The following is a 5,669-nucleotide window of genomic DNA, read 5'->3' as shown; positions in this document are numbered from 1 at the left end:
GNGCCTCCGCAACGGGACATCCCCCGAGAGGAAAGAGCCCTCACCCCGACCCTCTCCCGCAAGCGGGAGAGGGAGCGCACTGCGTTCGTGGCGAGCTTTGAGCCCTTTAATCCGCAAACCCGAACAGCTTTGCCGGATTGTGCACCAAGATCTTCTCCAGCTCCGTCTGGTCGGCGACATAGCGGTACATCAGCTCGAGCAGATCGGCATCGTTCGGCGGCTGCTTCACCGACACGGGATGCGGCCAGTCGCTGGCCCAGACGCAGCGATCGACAGCGGCCTCGATATAGGCGCGCGCGATCGGGATGACGTCGTCGTAGGGCGCACCAAGCTTCGAGGTTTTTTCGCCGAGCGACAGCATGACCCAGAAATTGCCCCTGGCCAGCAGCTCCAGCATCTTGCGCAAATTCGGATCGTTTCTACCGGCTTCGGGATCGGGCCGCGCCATGTGGTCGATCAGCACGGGCACGTCGAGGTTCTCGTATTTGGCGACGCTCGACATGATGCCGTCCTTCTCGGGCTGGATCTTGGCGTACCAGCCGAGCTCGCGGATGCGGGCGATGGCGCGGGCGAAATCGGCGTCCGACAGCACGGCGCCGAGCTCCTGACGGAAGCTGAAGCGCGCGCCGCGCACGCCGGCATCATGCAGCTTGGCGAGATAGGCGTCGTTCGCCTCCGCGAACACCAGCGCGTTGGCGCAGCCGCGATAGTTCGGGCCCATCGCTTTGAGCCCGTCGAGCACGACGGCATGGTCGGCGCCGTAAGTCGTGGTCTGCACGATGATGCCGCGCTCGATGCCGAGCTGCTTGTGCATGCGCAGCGCCGCCTCCCAGGTCGCGGTCGGCATCCGGTAGGCCGCACCGGGACGCTCCGGATATCTCTCGATCGGACCCAGCACGTGAAACTGGCTGTCGACGGTCTTCGGCGGCGGTGCCTTGACCGGGCGGCGCGGATTGGGATCGAACGGCAGATAGGTCGGCATGTAAGTGCTCCTTCAGTCGATCACGGCGGTGAAGTCGCACTGCACCAGCGCGCCGCCGTCCATGTTGTCCATCGGCAGCGCGTGGCGCGCCGGGCGCGAATGCTCGTCCGGAAACATCTTGAGCCATTCGACGTTGATGGGACCGCGGTTGCCGCGATCCTTCAGCCACACCGTCATCTTGATGATGTCATCGGTGCTGCCGCCGGCGGCCTCCACCGTCGCTTTCATATGCGCAAACATGTTGACGCATTGCGCGTCGAGACTCTCCGGCATCGCATTGGTCGCGGGATCGCGGCCGAGGATGACGCCGGACATCACGAGATTGCCGATGCGGCAGGCGTTCGGGATCGGATTGACGTGCTTGAAGCCGCCGATGTGGATGCTCTTGCGCCGCTTCTCACTTGTCATGATGCGCTTCCTCTTATTGTTGGTTCAGGCGAACCGGCACGACACCGAGCCGAACGGGCCGTAATCGGCGTGGAACGTGTCGCCGCGGCGGATGTCGACCGGCCGCGTGAACGAGCCCGCCAGCACGACCTCGCCGGCTTTGAGATGCTCGTCATGCGGCGCGAGACGGTTGGCGAGCCAGGCGATGCCGTTGGCGGGGTGATTGAGCACGCCGGCGGCAAGGCCGGTTTCCTCGACCTCGCCGTTGCGGAACAGCAGCGCGCCGATCCAGCGCAGATCGGCGTCCATCGGACGGATCGGCCGGCCGCCGAGCACCAGCGCGGCATTCGCCGCGTTGTCCGAGATCGTGTCCATGACCTTGCGGGTCTTGCCGGTCTCGGGATCGACGCGATGCATGCGCGTCTCCAGGATCTCGAACGCCGGCGTGACGTAATCGGTGGCGTTGAGCACGTCGAAGATGGTGCAGTCGGGCCCGCGCAGCGGCGCCTTCAGCACGAAGGCGAGCTCGACCTCGATGCGCGGCGCGTGGAAGCGATCGAACGGAATCGGCGTGGCGTCGGCATAGAACATGTCGGCGAACAGCACACCGTAATCCGGCTCGTTGATGCCGACCGCGTTCTGCATCGCCTTCGAGGTCAGGCCGATCTTGTGCCCCTTGATGACGCGGCCGCGGCCGAGCTGGAGCTTGGTCCAGGCGCGCTGAACGGCGTAGGCATCCTCGATGCTGAAATCCGGATACTCCTTCGTGAACATCGGGATCAACGATTTCGTGCGCTCGGCCTCGTCGAGGCGTGCGGCAAGGCGTTCGATCGTGGCGTTATCGAGCATGATCTATTGCTCCGCCGCGACGGTGTTGCGCAGCACGCCGATGCGGCTGGACTCGACCTCGACGACGTCGCCGACTTTCAGCCAGCGCGGCGGATCGAAGCGCGCACCCGCGCCGGTCGGCGTGCCCGTGACGATCATGTCGCCGGGCTTGAGGGTTGCGAAGGTCGAGAGATAGGAGACGATGAAGTCGAACGGGAACATCAGCCGCTCGGTGGTGTCCTGCTGCCTCACCTCGCCATTGACGCGCGTGGTGATGTCATGGGGACCACGCGGGTCGAGCTCGTCCGACGTGACGATCCACGGACCGATGCTGCCGGAGCGATCGAAATTCTTGCCCTGGGTGACGTTGAACTTGCCGTGGCGCAGCCAGTCGCGGATCGTGCCTTCGTTGCACAGCGTCATGCCGAAGATGTGCGACCACGCCTGCTCGCGCGGGATGTGACGGCCGCCCTGCCCGATCACGATGACGAGCTCGCCCTCGTAGTCAAGCTGGTCCGACACTTTCGGCTTCTCCAGCGGCTGGCCGGAGCCCGTCATCGACGACATGCTGCGCACGAACAGGCTCGGATATTTAGGCAGGTCCGAATTGTCTTTGTACTCGGCGTTGCGCTCGGCGTAGTTGACGCCGATGCACCAGAGCTTTTCCGGCGCCAGCACCGGCGGCAGCAGGACGAGCTTGTCCAGCGCGTAGTCGGGCTTTTGTCCGGCGGCTGCTTCCTGCGCATCGGCGAGCGCGTTGGCCGCGATCAGCGCGCGCACGTCGGAGAAGTCACGGCCGATGCGCCGGGTCAGATCGATCACACCGCCTTCGACGGCCGCGCCGTAGCGCGGCTCTCCGTCCAAGAGATAGCTTACGAGGCGCATGGTCGTTCTCCAATGATGTTCGGGTGAGCTGCGACGCGGGCGCGCTCAGTCTTTCGATTTCGGGGTCTGGAATACGGTGTTCAGCGTCACGATCTCGCCGAGCCGCGCGTAGCGGGGACCGCCGATGCGCGCGATCGGGTCGAGCGCCTTGGTCTCGACCTTGCCGTCGTTCACGAGACCGTCGCGGATGTGGAACATCACGACCTCGCCGACGATGAGCCGGCTCTTGGCGTCACCGAATTCCAGGCACTGCCGGAAGCGGCACTCCATCGCCACCGGCGCTGCCGCGAGCCGGCGCACCTTGATGAGCTCGCAGGGTAGCGTTTCGAGCCCGAGATGCTCGACCTCGCTGATGTCAGGCGGGTGCTCGACCGAGGAGTCGTGCACCGCCGACATCAGCGGCGCATCCGCGATGTGGATCACATATTCCTCGGTATCGAGGATGTTGTGCGCGGTGTCCTTGTAATCGGCGCCCTTGCGGCCGACGCTGATGGCGAGCATCGGCGGCTTCTGCGAGACGAAGGTGAAGGCGCTGAACGGCGCGAGGTTGAGCACGCCCTTGCGCGACAGGCTGGTCACCCAGGCGATCGGGCGTGGCACCACGATGCCGGTCATCAGGCGGTAGATGCGCTCGGCACCGAGTTCGGTAGGATCGATCCGCATGCTCAGTTGGCCGTGATATTGGCCTTGCGCACCACCGGAATCCACTTGGCGTCCTCGCGCTCGAGATAGGCCTTGAATTCGTCCGGCGTCATCGGCGTGGCTTCGCCGCCGAGCTTTTCAAATTTGTCGACGATGGCAGGATCCTTGAGGATCGCGGCCAGCGTTTCGTGCAGCTTGTCGATGATCGGCGCCGGGGTGCCCGCGGGTGCGAACAGGCCCGTAAAAGTCTGGCCGTCGAAATCCTTGTAGCCGAGCTCGGCAAAGGTCGGCACGTCGGGCAGCGACTTCAGGCGGTGCGGGCTGGTGACGGCCAGCGCACGGAACAGGCCGGCCTTGATGTGCTGGAGGCTGACCGTGAGCTGGTCGAACGCGAACTGCACCTGGCCGCCGAGCAGGTCGTTGATCGCCGGCGCGTTGCCGCGATAGTGCGCGGTGACCCATTGCACGTCGAGGCTGGACTGCATCAGCTCGCTGAGCAGATGGTTGGTGGTGCCGGGGCCCGGGGACGCCATGGTCAGCTTGCCGGGCTCGCGCTTGGCGAGATCGATGAACTCCTTCAGCGTCGTCGCCTGCACCGACGGATGCACCTCGAGCACCAGCGGCGTCATCGAGATGGTCGAGATCGGCATGAAGTCCTTTTTCCAATTATAGGCTTCACGCTTGTTGATCTCGGTCGCGAACAGCACCGGGCCGTTGGCGCCGACGAACAGCGTGTAGCCGTCGGGCGCCGATTTCGCGAAAGCCTCGCCCGCGATCATGCCGCCGGCGCCGGCCTTGTTCTCGATGACGAAGGGTTGGCCGAGCTTTTCCTGCAGTTTGTCGGCGACGATGCGCGCGGCGCTGTCGACATTGCCGCCGGCGGGATAGGGCACGATCAGCTTGACGTTGCGTGCCGGCCATTGCTGGCCCGATGCCGGCCCCGCCAGCATCGCAGTGGCAGCAGCTATGGCAATCCAGATTAATCTCATGTTAACCTCCCGGCGGCGCTTCCAATTTTCACCTCGAATGCCGCAGGCGTCGCGCTGAGGCACGCGGAAGGCATCTCGATTGGAGCGCAATCTCCAGATGCGCACTTTACCTGTCGAGTGAATTGTGGCGTTCTTGTCCATAATATGGACAATACCAGACTAGCCCGCAACGCCATGGAACCGCGGCAGGGCGCGCAGGCCATCCGGCGCGCGCTCGCGGTGCTGCGCATTCTCGCCGCAGGCCGCGAGGCCGGTGTGCCATTGGCCGAGGTGGTGCGTGCGACCGGCCTCACCCGTCCCACCGTGCATCGCATCGTGCATGTGCTGATCGAGGAAGGCATCGTCGAGCGGAACGCGCGCACCGGACGTTACGCCATCGGCAACCAGGTGCCGGAGCTGGCGCTGGCACGGCCGCGGCCGTCGCGGCTGCTGATTGCCGCCAATCCGTCGCTGCAACGTGCCTCCACCGAGGTCGGCGACACGCTGTTCCTGACGGTGCGCACCGGCAACGACACGCTGTGCGTCGATCGCCGCATCGGAATCTATCCGATCCAGGTGCTGTCGATCGAGGTCGGCGCGCGCCGGCCGCTCGGCGTCTCCAGCGCGGGCGTCGCGATTCTTGCCGCGATGCCGGCACAGGAGGCGCGAAAGATCGTCGCAGCCAACGAAAAGCGGTTCCAGGCCTACCAGACGGATGTGGCGACCGTCCTCGGCGAGGTCACCGCCGCGCGACGGCTGGGATACGGCCTGAGGGAGATCGGCCTCGTGCAGGGCACGAAATCGATCTCGACCTGGATCAAGACCCCGGACGGAAAGCCCGCCGCGGCGATCACGGTCTCCGCCGTTCGAACGAGGCTCGGGCCAAGGCGCGAGCAAGAGGTCGCGGAGATATTGCTGCGGGAGGCGCGGATGATCGAGCAGGCGATCGGAGGCTAAGCACGGAGGGCGCTGCTTCG

At 65.3% G+C, this 5,669-nt stretch carries 7 protein-coding genes; 1 reads left to right on the top strand and 6 read right to left on the bottom strand.

What is annotated here, in order from left to right:
• Positions 1 to 106: 106 nt before the first annotated feature.
• From SE92_RS26680 to SE92_RS26655, 6 genes are read right to left on the bottom strand one after another with little or no spacing between them, the layout of a single operon-like run.
• Positions 107 to 982 carry an amidohydrolase family protein gene (locus SE92_RS26680; RefSeq protein WP_063200116.1) on the bottom strand — a complete coding sequence of 292 codons (876 nt, stop codon included), beginning with the start codon at positions 980 to 982 and terminating at the stop codon, positions 107 to 109.
• A 12-nt stretch (positions 983 to 994) separates the two neighbouring features.
• The gene (locus SE92_RS26675; RefSeq protein ID WP_063200113.1) at positions 995 to 1,390 is read right to left on the bottom strand and encodes a RidA family protein; all 396 of its coding nucleotides are present in this window, start codon (positions 1,388 to 1,390) and stop codon (positions 995 to 997) included.
• Between the two features lie 24 nt (positions 1,391 to 1,414).
• The gene (gene hpaH, locus SE92_RS26670) at positions 1,415 to 2,218 is read right to left on the bottom strand and encodes a 2-oxo-hept-4-ene-1,7-dioate hydratase (protein ID WP_063200109.1); all 804 of its coding nucleotides are present in this window, start codon (positions 2,216 to 2,218) and stop codon (positions 1,415 to 1,417) included.
• A 3-nt stretch (positions 2,219 to 2,221) separates the two neighbouring features.
• Complete coding sequence (locus SE92_RS26665) at positions 2,222 to 3,082, bottom strand: fumarylacetoacetate hydrolase family protein (RefSeq protein ID WP_063200106.1); 861 nt, start codon at positions 3,080 to 3,082, stop codon at positions 2,222 to 2,224.
• A gap of 45 nt (positions 3,083 to 3,127) precedes the next feature.
• A complete protein-coding gene (locus tag SE92_RS26660) occupies positions 3,128 to 3,745 on the bottom strand; it encodes a flavin reductase family protein (RefSeq protein WP_063200103.1) in 618 nt (205 codons plus the stop codon).
• 2 nt (positions 3,746 to 3,747) lie between these two features.
• Positions 3,748 to 4,713, bottom strand: a complete 966-nt coding sequence (locus tag SE92_RS26655) for a Bug family tripartite tricarboxylate transporter substrate binding protein (protein ID WP_063200100.1) — start codon at positions 4,711 to 4,713, stop codon at positions 3,748 to 3,750.
• 144 nt (positions 4,714 to 4,857) lie between these two features.
• Here SE92_RS26655 and SE92_RS26650 point away from each other — a divergent pair, with 144 nt between their 5' ends.
• Complete coding sequence (locus SE92_RS26650; protein WP_063200097.1) at positions 4,858 to 5,649, top strand: IclR family transcriptional regulator; 792 nt, start codon at positions 4,858 to 4,860, stop codon at positions 5,647 to 5,649.
• Positions 5,650 to 5,669 lie beyond the last annotated feature (20 nt).

This window comes from Bradyrhizobium sp. AT1 (genome assembly GCF_001590795.1).
Taxonomy (GTDB): domain Bacteria; phylum Pseudomonadota; class Alphaproteobacteria; order Rhizobiales; family Xanthobacteraceae; genus Bradyrhizobium.
The sequence above is the reverse complement of the archived record's forward strand: the minus strand, read 5'-3'. Positions and strand labels throughout refer to the sequence as shown.

Coding starts and splice junctions, on each gene's coding strand:
- SE92_RS26680 (WP_063200116.1), bottom strand. CDS start 982: ATGCCGACCTATCTGCCGTTCGATCCCAATCCGCGCCGCCCGGTCAAG.
- SE92_RS26675 (WP_063200113.1), bottom strand. CDS start 1,390: ATGACAAGTGAGAAGCGGCGCAAGAGCATCCACATCGGCGGCTTCAAG.
- hpaH (WP_063200109.1), bottom strand. CDS start 2,218: ATGCTCGATAACGCCACGATCGAACGCCTTGCCGCACGCCTCGACGAG.
- SE92_RS26665 (WP_063200106.1), bottom strand. CDS start 3,082: ATGCGCCTCGTAAGCTATCTCTTGGACGGAGAGCCGCGCTACGGCGCG.
- SE92_RS26660 (WP_063200103.1), bottom strand. CDS start 3,745: ATGCGGATCGATCCTACCGAACTCGGTGCCGAGCGCATCTACCGCCTG.
- SE92_RS26655 (WP_063200100.1), bottom strand. CDS start 4,713: ATGAGATTAATCTGGATTGCCATAGCTGCTGCCACTGCGATGCTGGCG.
- SE92_RS26650 (WP_063200097.1), top strand. CDS start 4,858: ATGGACAATACCAGACTAGCCCGCAACGCCATGGAACCGCGGCAGGGC.